This is a genomic window from Natrinema marinum (assembly GCF_024296685.1).
In the GTDB taxonomy this organism is placed as follows: domain Archaea; phylum Halobacteriota; class Halobacteria; order Halobacteriales; family Natrialbaceae; genus Natrinema; species Natrinema marinum.
On sequence record NZ_CP100763.1, the window covers coordinates 371,394 to 388,350 of the forward strand.

Below are 16,957 nucleotides of genomic sequence, written 5' to 3' on the forward strand. Positions count from 1 at the left end.
CGACCGCAGACAATCACGAATCCATGACTGACGACATCCGACTCTGCCGCACGTTCCAGACCGCACCGGCCGGCGTTCCGAAAGACGACTCCGCGAAGTACCTCGTCTCCGCGCTCGAGGCCGAGGGCTTCCAGGCCCCCGACTGGCTCGTCCCCGACATGGAAGACGGGACAGCGCCGAACATGAAAGCCGAGGGCCTCGAGAACACCATCGAGAAGGTTCCCGAGTACGACTTCCCCGGCGAGATCTGGCCCCGCGTCGAGTGGAGCTACGAGGACGAGGAGTACTGCGAGAAGGGTCGCGACCAGATCGACCGGCTCGTCGCCGAGATCGGCGACGAGATCGACGGCGTCGTCGTCCCCAAAGTCGGCCGCCTCGAGGACGTCGAGCGCGCCGCGGAAGTCGTCGCCGAGGCCGAAGCCGAGCACGGCTACGAGGACGGCTCGATCGGTCTCTCGATCATCATCGAGACCGGCCGCGCCCGCTCCGATCTCCGCGAAATCTCCAAGTTCGGCGAGGACTCCCGGCTCACCGCGCTCATCTTCGGCCCCGTCGACTACGCCGCCGAACTCGGCGGCCGCGACCTCGGTGACGGGATGCCCCGCTGGGACGGCCTGCTCGAGGCCCTCTCGAACGAGGCCAGCGCCGCCGGCCTGCTCTCGATCGGCGGCCCCTTCGACGACCTGTTCAAGGAGCGCGCCGGCCTGACCTACTACAACGCCGACGAGTACGCGGATCAGGTCGAACACGAAGCGCAACTGGGGCTCGACGGCTCCTGGTCGCTGTACCCCAAACAGACCATCCAGGCCAACACCGTCCACATGCCCACCCCCGAGGAGCTCGAGCGCGACGTGAGCAAGATCGAGCGCTTCAACGAGGCCAAACGCGAGGGCACCGGTGCGGTCACGCTCGACGGCCAGATGGTCGACGAGGCCACGTTCAAGAACTTCAAGAACACGGTCCAACAGGTCCGCGCCATCGACGAGATGCGTCCCGACCAGACCGAGGAGTACTACGACGCCGACCTGCTGACGCGCGCCCGCGAACTCGAGCTCTCCTACAACTGAGATCGCCGACGCTCTCGAATCGTCGAGTGAACGATTTTTAATTCCGTCGACGCAACCGTCCAGCGGGCCGCATTGCGATTTCCGTCGGCGCGAGGTCGGGGTACCACTGCGGAGGCGCGCGCTGTGTCACGACGAGCGACCAGCGAGTCGTGACTCGACGCTGTGCGAGGGATGAGCGAGCGGAGCGAGCGAATCGGTTGGGGAGGACGTGGAAATTCCCTGTTGCCACGATAGCAGGACGAAACCCCCTTCTCGGTGCTCTCAGTTCAAGAATTGCATTCTCGAGGCCACGGTAGCGTACTCGAGAGGTCTCCCCCCTCTCGTTCGTTGGCGAAAACCGGTGGGGATGGGATTTGAACCACGCCCAGACGTGCTCGCTTCGCTGCGCGCGACTGGTCTGATTCAAATCCCATCGACCTCGCTGTCGCTCACGGTATTGTTCGCGACAGCAACGGTGGGGATGGGATTTGAACCCATGAGGCTTGACAGCCACCTGCTCTCAAGGCAGGCGCGTTAGGCCGCTCTGCCACCCCACCTCACCCTCCGCTTCTCCACACGTTCAAAAAGGGTTGTCGGTCTATTCGCGCTCGAGCCCGCCGCCCTCCCCGACCCGCAGTCCGAGTTCGTCCACGAACGCCGCCGTCGCCTCGGCTCCCGGTCGGCCGGCGGCCCGGCGGGCCTCGAGTCCCACGACGGTCGCCCGTAGCCCGGCCGGCGTCGCCACGGTCGGCAGCATCGGCGCAAACCCGACGGCGAGCCCCGCATCGGCCCCACGGCGGGCCAGCGTGGACAGTTCCGGCGTCGCGTACGCACTCTCGAAGTCGATCGGTTCGGAAAAGCCCGCGAAGTAGGTCCGGCCCTCGTCCGCGGGGCCGAGCACCACGTCGTGCCGGCGGAGCGACATCGCCGCGCCGTCGATCTCCGTCCGGGCGACCAGCGGGGCCGTCGGCTCGAGCACGCCCACGCTCTGGGCACCCTCCCGCTCGAGCAGGTGCGTGACGGTGTTTCCGATCCGTGCCGAGCGGCTCGAGCCGACCTGGCGCTCGAATCGCACGTCGGCGTCCTCGCCGAGCGCGCCGAGAGCGAGCGATCGGACCTCGGCCTCGGGGTCGCCGTCCGCGTACGCCGCGGGCAGCGTCTCGGCATCACGGTAGTTGAGCAGGAGGTCGCCGCCGCTCGATGCGACGGCCCAGAGGACGTCGGCGACGGCGGCCTCGTACAGCGAGACGGCCTCGGCGTCGGACAGCGGCGTCTCCTCGACGAGCGAGGGAAGGACGAGCCCCTCCTGTGGCGGGTCGAGCGGAACGACGACGATCATGCTGCCCACTCGGGGCGCGCGCTTCTTGAACGCGGCGCTTCCGGGGATCGATGGCCGGGATCGCGACGAGCGGACGCGGAGATGAGGGACGAAATGACGATGAATTATAATGGAGTAGCGTCTCAGAGGCGGTATGGACGAACGAACGATCGCCGGACTGGTCGGGACTGCCACGATCGCCGTGCTGGCAGTCATCGGCGTCTTCGGCTTCAGTAGCGGTTACCTGATCGATCCGCCCACCAGTATCTACCTCGCGCCGACGGTCGCCATCCTCGTCGTCGCGGTCCTCGTCGTCGGCGGCCTGGCCGCGCTCGGCGCCGGGTCGCGACGCTGGCGCGAGAACCCCTACTGGTAGCCGATTCTGCCGTCCCGGGGCTCTCTCAGCGTTCTCGCCGCCCTTTCGTCTGCCGATAATCCGACGCCATCAGTTCGACGAACGCCTCGAGCCACGCCTGCGTCTGGTCGTCCGTCTGGTCGCGAGGGTCGATCATCGGGACGAGTTCGAAGCCGCGGCCGCGGATTCGCTGTGCGTGGTCCTCGGGGAGCGTGAGGTCGTCGACCGGCGTCGTCGTGTACTCGGTTCCCAGTTCGGCGAGCGTGCGCTCACCGACGGGGACGAGGATCTCGGGGTTGATCATCCTGATTTCGGCGTTGAGGAAGGGTTCGCAGTTGTCGACCTCCTCGTCGGTCGGCCCCCGCTCGGGGTCGCGACAGCGGGTGAGGGTCGTCAGATAGACGTTCTCGAGTTCGGGGCGCTCGGCCGGCGAGTCGACAGCACAGAGGCCGAGTCGCTCGAGCATGCGTCGTAGCCCACCGTCGCCGTCGCTGCCGCCTGCGCCAGCGAAAGGGACGCCGGTCTCGTCGGCCCGCGCCGTGGGCCGCTCGCCGACGAACAGGAAGTCCGCGCCCACGTCACCGTAGCCGTGGACGACCTGCGTGCGCGTCTCGCACAGCGCCGGACAGTTCCGACACGCCTCGTCCATCCCGAATGGGTTCGCTCGAGACCGTTGACTCGCGTCCATACTCGGTTCTCGTGGCTGGGACGCAAAAGCTGCGCGACTGGCCGAATCGGAGCGGTCGCCACGACGAGACCACTCCCAGCAACCGTGTCACTCTCGGGACTGGGCCGTTTCGATCCACTCCGTGGCGCGGTCGGCCGAGATCTCTGCGGCCTCGGCGACGTGGTCCACCGCCGCGTCCGCGAGGTCGGCGACGCTCTCGATGCCCGCGTCCGAGAGTCGCTGGGCGTACGTCTGCCCGACGCCGTCGATGCGCTGTACCCTCTGCTCGTTTGCATCGGTTTCTCGTTCGGTCGCCGTTTCGACCGCGCTCGTCGTTTCGATGGCTATCTCTTCGGTCGCCGCGGCGGCTTCGCCGGCCGGCTCCTGCGTGCCCTGTCGGGTCGTCTCGGCGATATCCTCGGTCTGTTGTTGGGCCAGTTCGACACTCTCTTCGACGCTGCGAACCCCGTTGATGGTCTGGTGTTCGGTTTCCAGCTGTGCGTCCAGGAGTGATTCGGTCGATTCCACCAGAACGTGATGTTGCTGGTCGGTCAGTTCGTCGACCGCCCGGAGGAACCTCGACTCGAGCACTTCCAAGGCTGCGTCCTGCGTTCGTTCGAGCTCGTCGAACTGGGCTTCGACGACCGTCCGCATGTTGGGCCCGTCCCCGTCGAGTGCCGACTCGAGGGCGTCGAACTGGACGTGAAGGAGCTGCTGGGTCAGTTTCGCGCTCTGCTCGAACTGGCCGTTCAGCAGTTGCATGGTTCCCTCAGCCCCTTCTTCGAACTGCTCGTCGACGCTCGATCGAACGTCGTATCGGTCCTCGTCGAGCGCCGACTCGAACGCCTCGAGTTGCGCATCGAAGAACGCTCGAGCGAGTTCCGTCGCCTGACGCTGTGCGCTTCGCTGGGCTGCGAAGCCGGTCCGGAGGAATCTCTCGGCCGCGTTCTCTTGGATCTCGAGGCTCTGCTCGAGCAGTTGCTGGCCGTGCTTGATCGACCGGCGTTGCAACTCGAACGTCGCTTCGATGGGGGTCGTTGCGTTTGTCATGAGTGTGGCGGATCGGTGACGGCGCTTGCCGCGTCCGTCGCCGGGTCCTACCCCGGCGTACACCTGTCAATGATATAAACAACTCCCCTAAATGGTTTTAGTCACCATTGAACACCTCTGAGCGGAACCTCCACTGGAGGCGTCGCGTTTCAGTGCACCCAACAGCCACCGCTGCGTCCGCTGGCGCGGCCGTCCGTCGGCCTCGGAGTGGTCGGTCGAACGAGACCGCGAGCAGGCGCGTCGAGCCGTCTCGAGCCGCCCCGGTTTGGAACCACAGCAGGAAACGATGAGACGAGAATTAGCGCTCGAGACCGCCGCGTTCGCCGACCTCGAGGATGTACTTCACGTTGCGGACGATCACCTCGGGCGAGGTTTCCTCGGACTCGTCGTACAGGTCGCTCGTTCGATAGAGGATGTTCGCGAGTTGGTCGCGCTCGCTCGAGTCGCCGCGAATCTCGTCGGCGACCTCGCGGAGGAGGGTGACGCGTTCGGGGTCGGGTTCGAACCCGTCGGCGACGGCAGGGGTCGCCTCCCCGCCGTCATCGTCGGCTTCGCCGGTGGTCATCGATCGGGCGATGCGGCTTCGCTCCGGCGCGTCTGCGAGATCCCCTGTCGGTGGACGATCCCGGTGTTGTTCGCGACGTTTTCCGTGATCGTCCGGAGGGCGTCGCTGGTGCCGTCACCGTCTTTCAACACGGTGGGCTTCCCGCCATCGCCGCCCTCGCGGACGGCCGGATCGAGCGGGATCGAGCCGAGGAAGGGGAGTTCGTGTTCCTCGGCGAAGGCCTCCCCGCCGCCGGAGCCGAAGATATCGTGTTCGCCGCCGCAGTCGGGACAGGCGAACGTCGACATGTTCTCGGCGATCCCCAGGACGACGGTGTCGTGTTTGGCGAACATCTCGAGGCCCTTGCGAGCGTCGTCTAGCGCCACGTCTTGGGGCGTTGTGACGATGACCGCGCCGGTGACGGGCATGGTCTGGAGCATCGTCAGCTGGGTGTCGCCGGTCCCCGGCGGCAGGTCGACCACGAGGTAGTCGAGGTGGCCCCACTCGACGTCCTCGGTGAGTTGCGTGATGACCTTGTGGACCATCGGGCCGCGCCAGATGACGGGGTCGTCCTCGCCCGTGAGGAAGGCCATGCTCATGAGCTTCACGCCGTACTTCTCGGGCGGCACGAGGGTCTCGTCCTCGGTGGCCATCGGCGGCTCGTCGGCGTCGACCATCCGCGGGACGTTCGGGCCGTAGACGTCGGCGTCGAAGAGGCCGACGCGGGCACCCAACTGCGAGAGCCCCGCCGCGAGGTTGACCGCGACGGTCGATTTGCCCACGCCGCCCTTGCCGGAGGCGACGGCGATGACGTTCTTGACGTTCGGCAACACCTGTTCGTCGTTCGTGAGATCGTCCCGGTCGGGCACGCTCGCGGTGAGCTCCGGCTCGAGACCCGCGTCGGTCAGCACACGGCGAACGTCCGCGGCGATGTCGCTCTCGGCCGGCGAGTAGGGTGCACCGAGCGCGAGATCGACGTGGACCTCGTCGCCATCGACGCTGATGTCGTTGACGAGTCCGAGCGAAACGATGTCGTCGCCGAGTTCGGGATCGTCGACCCCCCGAAGGCGGTCGCGAACGGCGGCTTCGTCCATGCCAGTAGGTACTGCCGGGCGTCGAAAAGGGTTGTGTTCCCACCTTTTTATCGGAGTCCTCGGGCGGCGTTGCCGCCCTCGGACCCCGACAAAAATCTGGACCAAAAAAGCCGCTCGCTCCCTACCACACGGGTGCAGGCCCTTACGGCGCAAAGCGCCATACGGTTGGTCGTTCGGGGGTGCAACGCTCGTACAGTTCGCCTCTACGCGTTGAAATCGAACCGCGGCCCCCCGTAGGTCGGCGGATCGGGCTCGAGTTCGACCCCCTGTTCGTAGCGCACGAAGTTGAGATAGAACGGGCGGCCACAGCCCTCGACTGGGTCGCCCTCGAGGTCGGTGACGGGGCCGTCCTCGCCGCAGAGAAATTCGATCCCGTCGGCGTCCTCGAAGTCGTCGTCCGGGCCGGCATACTCCCAACCCGGTTGCGGGGCCGTAGTCACGGAGCGGTCGGCGAGGTCTGGGCTGCGCTCGACGCTCACGACGGCATCGCAGTGGGGGCAGGTGTATCGAACGGTGACTGTCATCGGCCGTCCTAGGGCGCTCGCGGACGTAAGGCTGTGGCCCGCGGCGTGTCGCCACCCGGAACACCTTTCCCGCTGACGAGAATTCGTCCACGTATGATCGACGAGACGGCCGAGGAAATCCGTGAGATGCAGACCCACAGCTCCTCGGTGGTGGCGGCGAACGCCGCGCGCGCCCTCGAGGAGCTGACCGAGCGGGAGTTCGCCACCGTCGAGGAGTACGTCCGCGCGCTCGAGCGCAACGGCTCGGTCCTGCGGCGAGCCAACCCTTCCCATGCCTCGCTGCAAAACGCCGTCCGCGAGGTGGTCGACGATGTGACCGACGCCGACCTGGACAGCGTGGAGGCGGCCCGCCGGCTCACCAGCGAGAAGATCGAAGACGTCGTCACGCGGATCGAATCCGGCAAGCGACTCGCGGCCGAAAACGCCGTCGAGCACCTCACGGACGGCGCGACGCTGCTGACTCACGACTACTCTTCGACGGTGCTCGAGGCCCTCGAGCAGGCGACCGCGGCCGGCAAGACGTTCGAGGTCTACGTCACCGAGGCCCGGCCCCGGTACCTGGGGCGCAAGACCGCCCGGACGCTGGCCGACGTGGACGGCGTCGAGGCGACGCTGCTGGCCGACAGCGCCCACGGGATCTATCTCGAGGAGTGCGACCGCGTCGTCGTCGGCATGGACTGTATCGTCGACGACACCCTCTACAACCGCGTCGGCACGTTTCCGATCGCGGCGACGGCCGCCCAGGTGGACGTGCCGGTCACCGTCCTCGGCTCGGCGTCGAAGATCGTCAGCGAGGGGTTCGTCTTCGAGAACGAGTTCCGGCCGGGCAGCGAAGTGATGGCCGAACCCGCCGACGGCTTCGACGTGAAAAACCCCGCCTACGACGCGACGCCGACGGCGTTGCTCGAGAGCGTGATCACCGACGAGGGGCGACAGGAGTTCTGACGGCCCCGACGCGACGCGCGATCAGTCCCGTTCGCCGAACGCTCGCGGCGAGCCGTCCGTCGGGCTGGCCCACGCGACCGCGTTGCGGAGCACCCGGCGAACGTCCTCGTTCTCGTAGATCGGATACGTCTCGTGGCCCGGCCGAAAGTAGAAGATGCGCCCGCTGCCGCGCCGGTAGCAACAGCCGCTGCGGAACACCTCGCCGCCTTCGAACCAGCTGACGAACACCTGCCGATCGGGCTCGGGCACGTCGAACGGCTCGCCGTACATCTCCGTCCGGGGGAGTTCGATCGACTCCGCGAGCCCGTCGGCGATCGGATGACCCGGATCGACGATCCACAGGCGCTCGGTCCCGCCATCCTCGCGGTACTGCAGGCTACACGTCGTCCCCATGAGTCGCTTGAAGATCTTCGCGTAGTGGCTCGAGTGAAGCGCGACCAGGCCCATCCCCTCGAGGACGCGCTCCTGGACCCGGTCGACGATTACGTCGGCGACCTCGTCGTGGGCTTCGTGGCCCCACCACACCAGCACGTCGGTCGATGTGAGCACTGCGTCGGTGAGGCCGTGATCGGGATCGTCGAGCGTGGCGGTTCGGACCGTGTGCTCGTCGGCGAGCGCATCGGCGATCGCCGCATGGATCCCGTCGGGATAGACGGCCGCAACCTCGTCGTCCGCTCGCTCGTGTCGGTACTCGTTCCAGATCGTGACTGCTGCCATAGCGGTGTCCTCCATCGTCGCCGCCCTTAGCTCGGCCGGTCAGCGCCGGATACGTTCACGAAATAATATAACAAATCAAATCTAACGCCCGGTCTTGGCGAGTAATAGTCTAGTTTTACCGGAATGATGGCCCGACTGTATGATTAATCGGTCACAACTCTTATTTCGATCGCCGACCGCCTCTCTCTATGGACCGGGATCGCACTCAAACGTCATCGAAATACTTGATTTCTCACTACTCGCTCGTCGGTGTGGGCGCGAAATCGGGGGTTGAGATATGAACGGTGAGGAGATCGGCGTCGGCGTCGTCGGTCTCGGTGGAATGGGGACGCTCCACGCACAAAGCGTCCGCGACCTCGGCGCTGATGTCGTCGCGGGCGCGGACCTCGTCCCGGAGCAACGCGAGCGGTTCGCCGCCGAGTTCGACGCGGCGACCTACGAGACCCACGAGGACCTCGTCGTCGACGACGCGGTCGACGCCGTCATCGTGACGACGCCGAACCGGTTTCACGAACCGATCACCGTCGCCGCACTCGAGGCCGGCCGCGACGTACTCGTCGAGAAGCCCCTCGCGCACACCTTAGAGAGCGCCGAACGCATCGCCGCGGCGGCGGCCAGAGCCGACGGGATCTGTATGGTCGGCTTCCACAACCGCCACGCGGCGTCGATGGCTATGTTCGACGAACACCACGCCCGCGGTCGCTTCGGCGACCTGACCCACGTCGAGGCGAACTACGTCCGCCGACGCGGCGTCCCCGGTCCCGGCTCCTGGTTCACCGATCCGGAACTCGCCGGCGGCGGAGCGCTCCTCGATATCGGCGTCCACGCCCTCGATCTCGCCCTCTACGCGCTCGACTTTCCCGAGATCACCGAGGTCAGCGGCGTCGCCCGGACGACGTTCGGGCCCCAAGCGGAGTACGCCGACCCCGACGGCTTCGGCGACAACTGGAACGCCGAGGCCGAGACATACGAGGTCGACGACTCCGTCAGCGCTTTCATCCGCACCGCCGAGGGACAGACCATCTCCCTCGAGGCCGCGTGGGCGACGAACCGCGAAGGGAGCATGGACTTCCGCGTGCGCGGCACGCGGGCCGGCGCCCAGTTCGACATCGGCGACACCGACCTGCGGATCCTCGAAGCTGGCACCGCCGGCTGCGACCACTACGCCGACGTGGAGATGACCGGCGACACCGCGATGACCGGCTACGCCGAACAGGACGCAGCGTTCCTCGCGGCCATCGCCGCCGGCACGACGCCGGAGAGCAACACCATCGAGGAGGCCCTGACCGTCCAGCGCGTCATCGACGCGATCTACCGCTCGAGCGAGACCGGTCGAGCGACGACGGTGAGAGAGGCCGAGATCGAACTCGAGCAGACGACGCGAATCAAGTAGTCCGGTCCCCCGGTCGCACCGACGGCCACCCGAGATGTCCCGTCTCGAGGGCGACCAGTGACGGGGCCCGGTTTTCTGTAACTACTCGTTCAGACGCACTGATCTGCGGTCAGAAAACGAAAAGCGAAGGCACGAACGGAGCCGAGGGCGGTCGCCCCGACTATCTGTCCAGAGCGCCGATTACAGCACGTCGTCGAAGTCGTGGTGGCCGTGGATATCGACGCCCTCGTCGGTGATCTCACAGAGGAAGACGCCGTTACCGGAGCCGGTATCGCGCTCGACGGCCGATTTGATGCCGCGAGCGGCGACCGTCTTCGCTTCCTCGTTGGACATGTCTGGTTCGTAGGCCTGCTCTAGGTGACCGTAGGCGAGTTGCATGCCGGAGCCGGTGACGGTGTAGTCGTCTTCCATGACGCCGCCGGCGGGGTCGATGCTGTAGACGTGGCTGCCCTCCTCGTCGACGCCGCCCAGAATCGGGTGGATGGCGAAGAACGGGCCACCGCGGGCGAAGTTGCCCGCCAGCGTCGCGAGCGCGTCGATGCTCATGTCCTCGCCGCGGCGGGCCTCGTAGAGGTTGACCTCGGCGCGGAGACTCGAGATGAACGACTGGGCGCCGCCGACACTGCCGACGAGGGTCAGTGCGCCGGTCGGGTGGATCTGTTCGACCTTCTGGACGTTCTTGTTCGAGACGAAGCGGCCGCCGAGGCTGGCGCGCATGTCCGTCGCGATGACGACGCCGTCGGCCGTCGAGATGCCGATCGTCGTCGTTCCGGTCTTGTTGACGTTCTCGAGGTCGGCCCGCGTCAGATCGTTCTCCGGGAGGGAGCCGATCTCCGGCTCGTAGGGGTTCGGATCGTCGGCCAACTGGTCGACCGTCCGGGAGAAGTCGGAGTCGTGTGTGGGCGTGCGCATTACCGGACAGATACGACCGGGACGGTATAAAACACCGGCGGTCACTGCCCTCGTTTCCGCTTCCAGCGGTCGCGAGGTAAAGTCGACTCGAGCGCCGGTCGGCGGTATCGAAACGCGGTCGCTCGGGGACCGACGAACGGAAAACGCGGAACGCGGTTGGCCGATCAGGGCTGGGTCGCCTCGTACGCTTCCTCGACGTTGGCGAGGACGCGGTGGATCGGGAGAGTCAGCCCGGCCTGGCGGGCGGCGATGGCGAGTGGCATTGCGACGATGCCGGTCACAATGCAGAGCTGGTACAGTGCGAACAGCGTCGCGCGGTACACGCGGGATATCATCGGCGTTCAGCCGTGGCTCAGACGGAGGGAGTATATAAGCCTTCTTGAAGGACGGATTTCATAATTATCTATCTGTCGCGAACGGGTCGGCGCAGTCGTGCGATTCAATCTAGCTTTCTCCGAGCACAAGTGGAGGCGCACTCGAGGCGATCTACGCCTAAGCGGGCGCCAATCGATCCGGGGATTTCCCGTAAGTTATGGGAATCATTCGATTCACGTGCGCACCGCTGCGTCGACGGCGCGCGCCTGCGAGAGCGTCGCAGTCGCCGTGTGAGCATGCCACAGTGGCGCGGACGAGCGGCGACGAACCGCAAAGCAGGAAACCCCCCGGACCGACCACCACGTATGAGCAACTACCTCGTCGCGATGGAGGCGGCATGGCTCGTTCGTGATGTCGACGAGATCGACGACGCGATCGGCGTGGCCGTCAGCGAAGCCGGGAAGCGACTCAACAGCGAAGACATGGACTACGTCGAGGTCGAAGTTGGCGCGACGGGCTGTCCGGCCTGCGGCGAGCCGTTCGACTCCGCCTTTATCGCTGCCGACACTGCGCTCGTCGGCCTCGGACTCGAGATGGAGGTCTTCAACGCCGATGGGGAAGAACACGCCTCCAGAATCGCGAAAAGCGAGGTCGGTGGCGCGCTGCGTGACGTGCCGCTGTCGGTCGTCGAAGTCGTCGAGGTTCCGGACGAGGACTGAGTTCGCCGATCGACCCAAAGCTCTTTCTATAACCCTCGGTTATTTAGAGACATGGAACTTCCGACGCCCGCGGACCTCCGACAGCGCCGTACCGAACTCGGGCTCACGCAAAGCGAACTGGCGGACACGGCGGACGTCTCTCAACCGCTGATCGCCCGCATCGAGGGCGGCGACGTCGACCCGCGTCTGTCGACGCTCCGCCGGATCGTCAACGCCTTAGAGAAAGCCGAGAGCGACGTGATTCGGGCGGCGGACCTGATGAACGAGGCCGTCGTCAGCGTCGCGCCCGACGATTCTGTCAGCGAGGCCGCCCGCGAGATGGAAGAGGAGGCCTACTCCCAACTGGCGGTCATCCAGGACGGCATCCCCGTCGGCTCGATCAGCCAGACCGATCTGGTCCACTTAGACTCGGAGGACCGCGACGAACCCGTCGAGGAGCACATGAGCGAGAGCTTCCCGACCGTCTCGAAGGACGCGACCCTCGACGAGATCAGCAACCTGCTCGAGCACTACAAGGCCGTGATGATCACCGAGGCGGGCGAAACCGTCGGCATCATCACCGAGGCGGACATCGCCGCGCGGCTCTCCTGATCGCCCGTTCGATCCTCGAGCGCGCGTATCGCCCAACCCCATCCGACTACTGCCGGCCGAATATTCATCAGTTCGACCGTCGGGAATGCAATCATGGCCGAGGAAGACGGCGAACTCGGATTTCTCGGAGCGGCCTCGATCGGGCTCGGTGGGATGATCGGCGGCGGCGTGTTCTCGGTGCTCGGCGTCGTCGCGACGATTGCCGGCGCTGCGGCGTGGCTGGCGTTTACCGCGGCGAGCCTCGTCTCGATGGCCGCCGCGTACTCGTATATCAAACTCAATCAACTCAGCGACGAGCGCGGCGGCTCGGTCTCGATGATCGAAGCGTACGTGGGGAACTCGACGCTCGCCGGGATGGTGGGCTGGACACTGCTGTTCGGGTACGTGGGCGCGATCGCGATGTACGCGTTCGCGTTCGGTGGCTTCGCCGAGCGGCTGCTGGATGTCCACTCGGTCCTCGGGTTCTCCGCCCGGCCGCTGCTCTCCGCCCTCGCCGTCGGCGGGTTCATCGCGCTCAACGTCGTGGGCGCGAAGGCGACGGGGACGACGGAGGAACTGCTGGTCGGGCTCAAGCTGGCGATCCTCCTCGCGATCAGCGGCTGGGGACTGTACTACGGCTGGACGGTCGACCAACTCGAGTACGGTTTCGGCCACCTGACGAACACGAGTTTCCTGACTGCGGTCGCGATCTCGTTCGTCTCGTTCCAGGGGTGGCAACTCGTGATGTACGACCAGGAGAGCATCAAGAACCCGTCGAAGAACGTGCCGCGGGCGGTCTACGTTTCGATACTCGGGGCGATCGTCGTCGACAGCCTGGTCTCGATCCTCGTCACGAGCCTCGTCGCGACGAACGTGATCGCGAACCACCCCGAGATCGCGGTCGCGGAGGCCGTTCGTCCGTTCCTCGGCGGTCTCGGCTTCGTCTTCGTGGCCGTCGCGGCCCTCTTTTCGACCGGGAGCGCGATCAACGGGACGCTCTTCAGTGCCGCCCACTTCGCGAAGGGAATGCTCGCCGACGGTCTCCTTCCGGATCGATTCGGCGACGCCGAACAGGAGGGCGTCCCGACACAGACGGTTCTGGTCATCGGCGTCGCCGCCGCCGCGTTCACCTTCTACGGCAGCCTTCAGGGGATCACCTCCTTCGGCTCGCTCGCCTTCATGGTCGTCTTCGGCGCGATGAGCTACCTCGCGTTCCGCCAGCGCGACGCCGAGGATGTCTCCGCGTTCGTTCCCGCGGTCGGCATGCTCGGCACCGCGACGCTGCTCCCGCTGTTGCTCTATCGCCTCTACACCGAGCAGCGGTCGGTGTTCGTGACCGTCGTCGCGCTCACCGCGATCGTCGTCGGCCTCGAGGTGCTCTACTTCGAACGCAACACGCTCGAGGACGGACTCCAGACGGTCGAAAACCGGATTTAGCGGGTCGGATCAACGCGGGGACCGGTCGGCACTCCGACGCGGCGCAGCGGAGACGCCGGAACGCGCCACCGGGCGATGCCCGCGAGTTCAGTCGACATCGGGACGAGGGGCGTTCTCGTATCTGATCATCTTTTCCGATTTATCGGAAATCGTCTCGTAGATTCGTTGCAAGGTCGCCTCGGCTGCGAGCAGGTTGTGATCCTCGAGGAACGCCCGTCCCTCGTCGGTCAGCCGGTAGAACGTCCAAGGATAGCCCTGTTGGCGTCGGTCGTTCGGGAGGGTGACCGCCTCGACGATTCCGGCGTCGATCAACTTCTGGACGTGCTTGTATACCGTCGCCTCGCTCACGCTCGGGTTCAGTTGCTCGAGTTCGTACAGCGACGGCAGCCCCTCTGGGTGTTGCAGGATGTTCGCGAGGATCGCGAACCGCGTCTCTTGGGTGACGAAGTGAACGAGTTCGCGCGCGTTCGCCCCCTTCGGCGTCCCCACGTCGGTACTCATACGGGCCCGTACGGAACGCAGCGCCAAGTAGTTTACTCTGGGGTAAACTACGGGGGCTCGAGCGCGCCGCGGTCAGTATCGGAAAAATCGGAAACGGGACGGTAACGACTATCCGTAATTCGCGATAACTGATTCGTATGACCGACGACGATCCGCCGGAGCCGGACGAGGTGTTGGCAAGCGCGACGGAACGACTCGAGAACGCGGAGCTTTCGCTGTCGGACAACGAGGAACTCCTCCACGAACTGAGCGAACTCCGGCCGCTCTACGAGACCGAGCGCTCGTATTTCGTCCTCGGGAACTACGACCGGGAGCCGATCCGCCGGCTGAACCTGGTCGTCGATCGCCTGAACCGCCGACCGGACGCCTATGCCTTCCGGATGGTCGACGTTCGCGGCGACTGGGACAACGGGATCGCGAAGTTCTGTCTGCTCGCGGACCTGGTCACCCACATCGTCGGCGTCGCGGAGCGCGAGCCCAGCGGCTTCCTCGTCGAGCAGGGACTCCTCGCCGGGACGACCGAGTATTTCGAAAAGACCCACGTGCTCAAGCGGACGTACCCCGAGGACGACCGACCCTACGGCTGGATGGAGGACGGCGTCTTCGACCTGCTCGAGACCGAGGAGCGACTGTACCGGTGGGAGACCGAGGCCGACCTCGTCGAGGCCGCCGAGTCGCTGCCGTGAACGCGGCCGGAGTGACACCGGGTGCACGTCGATCGAATCAGCCGTCGAACAGCGACGCGAGTAGCGTCGACTCGGCCTTCCGGAGGTGCTCCGCCGCGGTCGCGGTCGCGCAGTCGAGTTCGCGGGCTACGTCTTCGGTCGTCGCCGTCCGGGGCACGTCGTAGTAGCCGAGTTCGAGCGCGGTCGCGACCGCCTCCCGCTGGCGCTCGGAGAGGCGGCCGACGACGCTGTCGGCGGCGACGCGCTTCCCGCCGACCCGCTCGACGGTCACGCCGACGCCGTCGGGGACGCCGTCGACCGCGGCTTGAATGTCGGCCTCCGTCCCGACGATGCTGAACGTGTTCGTCCCGTCGTCGTTGCACTCGATCGGCGGCACCGTCATGAGGCTGCCGCGGGTGAAGTTCTCGAACAGCGAGCGGGCCGCCGTCGAGACCTCTCCCTCGAGAAAGCAATAGCACGCTCGGTCCGTGACCGGCAGTATCTCGTAATTCGACACCATCGGACTCTCGGCGAGTTCGCCTTCGAAGCGCCGATAGTCCCCCTCGAGTCGGAACAGAAAGCCCGTCGGCGGGCTCGAGACGTTCCAGTTGACGATCCGGGCTCGCTCTACGTAGTCGGCTCCGCCCGCGAGCCGCTCGTAAATCGGCGGCGCGTAGTCACCCCGCGGGTCCAGCGTGATGCGGACGCGTTTCATGCGTTCGCGTTCGAAAACGCCCGTGAAATCACTTCGCCTCGACGACGGCCTCGAACGGCAGATGATAAACCCACCCGACCGATTCGGCCGAATCGATTCCACCCCGGCGGTCGTCCGACCGCATATGCAGCGAAACGTCGGCGGACTCGATCGAATCGTCAGGGCCGTCCTGGGAACGTGGTTGCTCGTCGTCGCGGGTGCGGCCCTGTTGACCGATCGCCGGACTACCGCCGCCGCAACGGCGATCGCCGGATCGGGCCTGCTGATCAACGCGGTGACCCGATTCTGCGGCGGAAACTTCGTGCTCGGCATCGACACGACCGAAGGGTGCTGCTCGCGCGAGTGACTCGAGCGGGCGGCGGCGATCCACGGGCAGGGCCGCCGGGCCGGAGCCTGCCACCCCCTGGCGCGACCGCCGAATCGGCTACTGGTGACCCGACACCGGCACCGGTTCGTAGGGCTCCTCGAGGTACTCCATTTCGGAATCCGAAAGGCTGATCTCGAGGGCCTCGACGGCCTGCTCTAGGTGTTCGACGCTGGTCGTGCCGACGATCGGCGCGTCGACCCACTCTTTGTGGAGCAGCCACGCGAGGGCGATCTGGGCCATCGTGACTCCCTTGTCGTCTGCGACCTCCGCGACGCGCTCGTTGATCTCCGGACCGCCGCCCTCGCGGTAGGGGTGTTCGTAGAGGTATTCCTCGGACTCGCCGCGCGTCGTCGCGTCGATCTCCTCGTGGGGGCGGGTCAGATAGCCCCGCGCTAGCGGCGACCACGGAACGACGCCGACGTTCTCCTTGTCACACAGCGGCAGCATCTCGCGTTCCTCCTCCCGGTAGACGAGGTTGTAGTGGTTCTGCATCGTCGCGAAGCGCTCGAGTCCCAGCGAGTCGCTCGCGTGGAGCGCGTCGGCGAACTCGTGGGCCCACATCGAGGAGGCGCCGATGTACCGCGCGTGGCCCCTGCGGACCGCGTCGTCGAGCGCCCGGAGCGTCGTCTCGATCGGGGTGTTGTGATCCAGCCGGTGGATCTGATAGAGGTCGATCGTGTCCATCCCCAGCCGCTCCCGGCTGGCCGCCAGTTCCTGCTCGATCGCCTTCCGGGAGAGGCCACCGGAGTTCGGGTCGTCCTCGCGCATCCGGAAGAAGCCCTTCGTCGCGACGACGGACTCCTCGCGGTGGCCCTCGAGAGCGTCGCCCAGCACGCGCTCGGACTCGCCCATCGAGTACATGTTTGCCGTATCGAAGAAGTTGATCCCCAGATCGATCGCGCGGTCGATGATCTCCTTGCTCTCCTCGTCATCCAGGACCCACTCGCGCCAGTCGCTCGAGCCGAAGCTCATACAGCCCAGACAGATGCGACTCACCTGCATCCCGGTCGAACCGAGCGTCGTGTACTCCATACCGGCCGTACGGAAACCCGCGAAAAAAGCGTGCGTGGTGCGGCAAACGACAACACGCATCGAACGTCCCC

General features: G+C 66.1%; 21 protein-coding genes and 1 tRNA gene. 9 read left to right on the top strand and 13 right to left on the bottom strand.

From position 1 onward, the window contains the following. Positions 1-23: 23 nt before the first annotated feature. Positions 24-1,067, top strand: a complete 1,044-nt coding sequence (citE, locus tag NKH51_RS01875) for an L-malyl-CoA/beta-methylmalyl-CoA lyase (protein ID WP_254763547.1) — start codon at positions 24-26, stop codon at positions 1,065-1,067. Between the two features lie 452 nt (positions 1,068-1,519). Here the strand turns inward: citE and NKH51_RS01880 are convergent. Both NKH51_RS01880 and NKH51_RS01885 read right to left on the bottom strand, forming a co-directional pair. After that, positions 1,520-1,603, bottom strand: a tRNA-Ser gene (locus NKH51_RS01880). A gap of 41 nt (positions 1,604-1,644) precedes the next feature. Next, the gene (locus NKH51_RS01885) at positions 1,645-2,385 is read right to left on the bottom strand and encodes a glycosyltransferase family protein (RefSeq protein WP_254763548.1); all 741 of its coding nucleotides are present in this window, start codon (positions 2,383-2,385) and stop codon (positions 1,645-1,647) included. A 133-nt stretch (positions 2,386-2,518) separates the two neighbouring features. On the opposite strand from NKH51_RS01885, the gene NKH51_RS01890 reads away from it, so the two are divergent. Beyond that, the gene (locus NKH51_RS01890) at positions 2,519-2,740 is read left to right on the top strand and encodes a hypothetical protein (RefSeq protein WP_254763549.1); all 222 of its coding nucleotides are present in this window, start codon (positions 2,519-2,521) and stop codon (positions 2,738-2,740) included. Positions 2,741-2,765: 25 nt separating this feature from the next. On the opposite strand, the gene NKH51_RS01895 is transcribed toward NKH51_RS01890, so the two are convergent. The 5 genes from NKH51_RS01895 to NKH51_RS01915 all read right to left on the bottom strand — a co-directional run bounded on the left by NKH51_RS01895 (position 2,766) and on the right by NKH51_RS01915 (position 6,598). Further along, positions 2,766-3,368: a uracil-DNA glycosylase gene (locus NKH51_RS01895; protein WP_254765101.1), complete on the bottom strand. Its 603-nt coding sequence runs from the start codon at positions 3,366-3,368 to the stop codon at positions 2,766-2,768. Positions 3,369-3,494: 126 nt separating this feature from the next. Continuing rightward, entirely contained in the window at positions 3,495-4,436 is a 942-nt protein-coding gene (locus tag NKH51_RS01900; RefSeq protein WP_254763550.1) for a helix-hairpin-helix domain-containing protein, read from the bottom strand. 298 nt (positions 4,437-4,734) lie between these two features. Further along, positions 4,735-5,001: a DUF7976 family protein gene (locus tag NKH51_RS01905; RefSeq protein ID WP_254763551.1), complete on the bottom strand. Its 267-nt coding sequence runs from the start codon at positions 4,999-5,001 to the stop codon at positions 4,735-4,737. Further along, entirely contained in the window at positions 4,998-6,074 is a 1,077-nt protein-coding gene (locus NKH51_RS01910) for an Mrp/NBP35 family ATP-binding protein (RefSeq protein WP_254763552.1), read from the bottom strand. Before NKH51_RS01910 ends, NKH51_RS01905 begins: the two co-directional genes overlap by 4 nt. 203 nt (positions 6,075-6,277) lie before the next feature. Next, on the bottom strand, positions 6,278-6,598 hold the full coding sequence (locus tag NKH51_RS01915; protein ID WP_254763553.1) for a DUF7969 family protein: 321 nt from the start codon (positions 6,596-6,598) through the stop codon (positions 6,278-6,280). 93 nt (positions 6,599-6,691) lie between these two features. Between NKH51_RS01915 and NKH51_RS01920 the strand changes: the two genes are divergently transcribed. Beyond that, positions 6,692-7,543 (top strand): eIF2B alpha/beta/delta subunit family protein, encoded by an 852-nt coding sequence (locus tag NKH51_RS01920; RefSeq protein WP_254763554.1) that lies wholly within the window; start codon positions 6,692-6,694, stop codon positions 7,541-7,543. A gap of 21 nt (positions 7,544-7,564) precedes the next feature. On the opposite strand, the gene NKH51_RS01925 is transcribed toward NKH51_RS01920, so the two are convergent. Further along, positions 7,565-8,260: a ThuA domain-containing protein gene (locus NKH51_RS01925; protein WP_254763555.1), complete on the bottom strand. Its 696-nt coding sequence runs from the start codon at positions 8,258-8,260 to the stop codon at positions 7,565-7,567. 277 nt (positions 8,261-8,537) lie between these two features. Between NKH51_RS01925 and NKH51_RS01930 the strand changes: the two genes are divergently transcribed. Further along, positions 8,538-9,653 (top strand): Gfo/Idh/MocA family protein, encoded by a 1,116-nt coding sequence (locus NKH51_RS01930; protein WP_254763556.1) that lies wholly within the window; start codon positions 8,538-8,540, stop codon positions 9,651-9,653. Between the two features lie 180 nt (positions 9,654-9,833). On the opposite strand, the gene psmB is transcribed toward NKH51_RS01930, so the two are convergent. Together psmB and NKH51_RS01940 are read right to left on the bottom strand one after the other, a co-directional pair. Continuing rightward, positions 9,834-10,565, bottom strand: coding sequence for an archaeal proteasome endopeptidase complex subunit beta (psmB, locus tag NKH51_RS01935; protein ID WP_254763557.1), 732 nt, complete (start codon positions 10,563-10,565; stop codon positions 9,834-9,836). 164 nt (positions 10,566-10,729) lie between these two features. After that, the gene (locus NKH51_RS01940; RefSeq protein ID WP_254763558.1) at positions 10,730-10,900 is read right to left on the bottom strand and encodes a hypothetical protein; all 171 of its coding nucleotides are present in this window, start codon (positions 10,898-10,900) and stop codon (positions 10,730-10,732) included. 345 nt (positions 10,901-11,245) lie between these two features. On the opposite strand from NKH51_RS01940, the gene NKH51_RS01945 reads away from it, so the two are divergent. The 3 genes from NKH51_RS01945 (at position 11,246) to NKH51_RS01955 (ending at position 13,606) form a co-directional block, all read left to right on the top strand. Next, a complete protein-coding gene (locus tag NKH51_RS01945; protein ID WP_254763559.1) occupies positions 11,246-11,599 on the top strand; it encodes a DUF555 domain-containing protein in 354 nt (117 codons plus the stop codon). Between the two features lie 51 nt (positions 11,600-11,650). After that, a complete protein-coding gene (locus NKH51_RS01950) occupies positions 11,651-12,190 on the top strand; it encodes a CBS domain-containing protein (RefSeq protein ID WP_254763560.1) in 540 nt (179 codons plus the stop codon). 93 nt (positions 12,191-12,283) lie between these two features. Continuing rightward, positions 12,284-13,606: an APC family permease gene (locus NKH51_RS01955; protein ID WP_254763561.1), complete on the top strand. Its 1,323-nt coding sequence runs from the start codon at positions 12,284-12,286 to the stop codon at positions 13,604-13,606. Positions 13,607-13,693: 87 nt separating this feature from the next. Here NKH51_RS01955 and NKH51_RS01960 read toward each other — a convergent pair whose 3' ends face one another. Continuing rightward, positions 13,694-14,107, bottom strand: coding sequence for a helix-turn-helix domain-containing protein (locus NKH51_RS01960; protein WP_254763562.1), 414 nt, complete (start codon positions 14,105-14,107; stop codon positions 13,694-13,696). Positions 14,108-14,244: 137 nt separating this feature from the next. Between NKH51_RS01960 and NKH51_RS01965 the strand changes: the two genes are divergently transcribed. Next, on the top strand, positions 14,245-14,793 hold the full coding sequence (locus tag NKH51_RS01965) for a DUF8170 family protein (protein WP_254763563.1): 549 nt from the start codon (positions 14,245-14,247) through the stop codon (positions 14,791-14,793). Positions 14,794-14,830: 37 nt separating this feature from the next. Here NKH51_RS01965 and NKH51_RS01970 read toward each other — a convergent pair whose 3' ends face one another. Beyond that, positions 14,831-15,487: a helix-turn-helix domain-containing protein gene (locus NKH51_RS01970; protein ID WP_254763564.1), complete on the bottom strand. Its 657-nt coding sequence runs from the start codon at positions 15,485-15,487 to the stop codon at positions 14,831-14,833. Positions 15,488-15,611: 124 nt separating this feature from the next. Here NKH51_RS01970 and NKH51_RS01975 point away from each other — a divergent pair, with 124 nt between their 5' ends. Next, positions 15,612-15,833 (top strand): YgaP family membrane protein, encoded by a 222-nt coding sequence (locus NKH51_RS01975; RefSeq protein WP_254763565.1) that lies wholly within the window; start codon positions 15,612-15,614, stop codon positions 15,831-15,833. A 78-nt stretch (positions 15,834-15,911) separates the two neighbouring features. Here the strand turns inward: NKH51_RS01975 and NKH51_RS01980 are convergent, their stop codons facing one another. Continuing rightward, positions 15,912-16,886: an aldo/keto reductase gene (locus NKH51_RS01980; RefSeq protein WP_254763566.1), complete on the bottom strand. Its 975-nt coding sequence runs from the start codon at positions 16,884-16,886 to the stop codon at positions 15,912-15,914. Between the last annotated feature and the right edge of the window lie 71 nt (positions 16,887-16,957).

Excerpts from the sequence above, each read along its gene's own strand:
- citE (WP_254763547.1), top strand. The coding sequence starts at position 24 with ATGACTGACGACATCCGACTCTGCCGCACGTTCCAGACCGCACCGGCC.
- NKH51_RS01885 (WP_254763548.1), bottom strand. The coding sequence starts at position 2,385 with ATGATCGTCGTCGTTCCGCTCGACCCGCCACAGGAGGGGCTCGTCCTT.
- NKH51_RS01890 (WP_254763549.1), top strand. The coding sequence starts at position 2,519 with ATGGACGAACGAACGATCGCCGGACTGGTCGGGACTGCCACGATCGCC.
- NKH51_RS01895 (WP_254765101.1), bottom strand. The coding sequence starts at position 3,368 with ATGGACGAGGCGTGTCGGAACTGTCCGGCGCTGTGCGAGACGCGCACG.
- NKH51_RS01900 (WP_254763550.1), bottom strand. The coding sequence starts at position 4,436 with ATGACAAACGCAACGACCCCCATCGAAGCGACGTTCGAGTTGCAACGC.
- NKH51_RS01905 (WP_254763551.1), bottom strand. The coding sequence starts at position 5,001 with ATGACCACCGGCGAAGCCGACGATGACGGCGGGGAGGCGACCCCTGCC.
- NKH51_RS01910 (WP_254763552.1), bottom strand. The coding sequence starts at position 6,074 with ATGGACGAAGCCGCCGTTCGCGACCGCCTTCGGGGGGTCGACGATCCC.
- NKH51_RS01915 (WP_254763553.1), bottom strand. The coding sequence starts at position 6,598 with ATGACAGTCACCGTTCGATACACCTGCCCCCACTGCGATGCCGTCGTG.
- NKH51_RS01920 (WP_254763554.1), top strand. The coding sequence starts at position 6,692 with ATGATCGACGAGACGGCCGAGGAAATCCGTGAGATGCAGACCCACAGC.
- NKH51_RS01925 (WP_254763555.1), bottom strand. The coding sequence starts at position 8,260 with ATGGCAGCAGTCACGATCTGGAACGAGTACCGACACGAGCGAGCGGAC.
- NKH51_RS01930 (WP_254763556.1), top strand. The coding sequence starts at position 8,538 with ATGAACGGTGAGGAGATCGGCGTCGGCGTCGTCGGTCTCGGTGGAATG.
- psmB (WP_254763557.1), bottom strand. The coding sequence starts at position 10,565 with ATGCGCACGCCCACACACGACTCCGACTTCTCCCGGACGGTCGACCAG.
- NKH51_RS01940 (WP_254763558.1), bottom strand. The coding sequence starts at position 10,900 with ATGATATCCCGCGTGTACCGCGCGACGCTGTTCGCACTGTACCAGCTC.
- NKH51_RS01945 (WP_254763559.1), top strand. The coding sequence starts at position 11,246 with ATGAGCAACTACCTCGTCGCGATGGAGGCGGCATGGCTCGTTCGTGAT.
- NKH51_RS01950 (WP_254763560.1), top strand. The coding sequence starts at position 11,651 with ATGGAACTTCCGACGCCCGCGGACCTCCGACAGCGCCGTACCGAACTC.
- NKH51_RS01955 (WP_254763561.1), top strand. The coding sequence starts at position 12,284 with ATGGCCGAGGAAGACGGCGAACTCGGATTTCTCGGAGCGGCCTCGATC.
- NKH51_RS01960 (WP_254763562.1), bottom strand. The coding sequence starts at position 14,107 with ATGAGTACCGACGTGGGGACGCCGAAGGGGGCGAACGCGCGCGAACTC.
- NKH51_RS01965 (WP_254763563.1), top strand. The coding sequence starts at position 14,245 with ATGACCGACGACGATCCGCCGGAGCCGGACGAGGTGTTGGCAAGCGCG.
- NKH51_RS01970 (WP_254763564.1), bottom strand. The coding sequence starts at position 15,487 with ATGAAACGCGTCCGCATCACGCTGGACCCGCGGGGTGACTACGCGCCG.
- NKH51_RS01975 (WP_254763565.1), top strand. The coding sequence starts at position 15,612 with ATGCAGCGAAACGTCGGCGGACTCGATCGAATCGTCAGGGCCGTCCTG.
- NKH51_RS01980 (WP_254763566.1), bottom strand. The coding sequence starts at position 16,886 with ATGGAGTACACGACGCTCGGTTCGACCGGGATGCAGGTGAGTCGCATC.